At 60.9% G+C, this 1,671-nt stretch carries 1 protein-coding gene; it reads right to left on the bottom strand.

What is annotated here, in order from left to right; translation table 11 throughout:
- A partial coding sequence (locus ABD843_RS14165; RefSeq protein ID WP_345084419.1) for a hypothetical protein occupies positions 1 to 1,671 on the bottom strand: 1,671 nt, incomplete at both ends.

The following is a 1,671-nucleotide window of genomic DNA, read 5'->3' on the forward strand; positions in this document are numbered from 1 at the left end:
CGAGCTGCTGCTGAACGTCACCAGCGAACCGATACAGACCGTCGTGCCAAGCGCAGAGCTCATCTCTATACCCGGTACAACTGTCGGGTTCACTATTATCGTTACGCTGCCGCCCATCATCTGCGTGCACAGCGTCGTCGTGTTCTTACCCATCACCGTGTATACGCCTGCGTCCATCTGGTCGCCGAAGCTTATCGGTGACCCTGTGCCCGCTATCGCCGCACCTACCGGTGTGCCGTCCCTGTACAGCTGGTAGCTGATGCCGGGCGCAGAGCTCATCACACCTACAGGAAGACCTGTCGCCGTAGGGCTGCTGCAGTAGCTGCCGCCGCCTGTCACCGCGAACGCCTCAGGCAGTGCGTATTCCGTTACCGTTACGCTGCCGTTCATGTTGCTCGTACAGCCTGTGGTCGTATTCGTAGCTATCACCGCATACGCACCGCTGGTCGTCAGCATGCCGAAGCTTATCGCACTGCCTGTGCCCGCCTGCGTAGCCCCTGTCACAGGGGTAGCTCCGCGGTACAGCTGGTAGCTCATACCTGCCTGGCTCTGGGCCACACCTATCGCCACACCGCCTGTGCCGCTGCAGTAGGTGCCGCCGCCCGTCACATCGTACGATGCAGGTACTTCGTTCCTTATCACAGCTACGCTGCCGGTCATGGCATTGATACACCCTGTCGCAGGGTTCGTGGCCAGTATGCTGTAGGTACCTGCCACTGTCTGCATGCCGAAGCTCATATCACCGCCATTGCCCGTTATCGTCGTCATCAGCACGCCGCCCTTGTACAGCTGGTAGCTCAGGCCGTTCTGTGTATTGCTGATACCCACTTCCACACCTGCGCCGCCTGCGCAGTACGCGCCGCCGCCCGTCACATCAAAGGCCGTAGGCGCCGCACGGAAGATAGCGCTCACCGTGCCGCTCATCTGGTTCGTACACTCGCTTATGTTGTTGGTGCCTATCACCACATAGCTGCCTGCAGGCTGTGCGCCGAACGTCACAGGGCCGCCATTGCCTGCCACAGGGGCCCCCACGGGGCCTGTCGTGTTATACAGCTGGTAGGTGACGCCTGTCTGTGAGCCCGACTGGTTGATAACTGAACCTGCCGAACCTTCGCAGTACGGGCCGCCGCCTGTGAGCGTGAAGGCCGTTGGCAGCGGGTTGATAACGATAGCAGGGCTACCGCTCATCAGCTGCGTACAGCCGGTCACCGTATTGGTGCCTATCACATAGTAAGAGCCGGGTACTGTCTGGGCGCCAAGGTCTATGACGCCCCCTGTGCCGGGCATCGCTGCGCCCATCATCGTGCTGCCCGTGTACAGCTGGTAGTGGATACCCACCTCAGAGCTGTTCAGCAGTATGTTCACTCCTTCGCCGCCGGCGCAGTAGCTGCTGCCTATAGACAGTACGGGCTGCTGTACGGGAAGGTCATTTATCATTACGTCCACTGTGCCGCTCATATCGTTCACGCAGCCCGTCACATCGTTGGTGGCACGCACGCTATAGCTGCCTGCCGCCGTCTGCATACCGAAAGTGATGGCCGAGCCGCTGCCCGGTACTGCTGTGCCTGTGGCCGTGCTGCCATTGTACAGCTGGTAGCTTATGCCGCTCTGTGAGCCTGCAAGGCCTACGGCCACTCCTGTGCCCGTAGCGCAGTAGCTGCCGCCGCCGTT

This window comes from Nemorincola caseinilytica (genome assembly GCF_039540515.1).
In the GTDB taxonomy this organism is placed as follows: domain Bacteria; phylum Bacteroidota; class Bacteroidia; order Chitinophagales; family Chitinophagaceae; genus Nemorincola; species Nemorincola caseinilytica.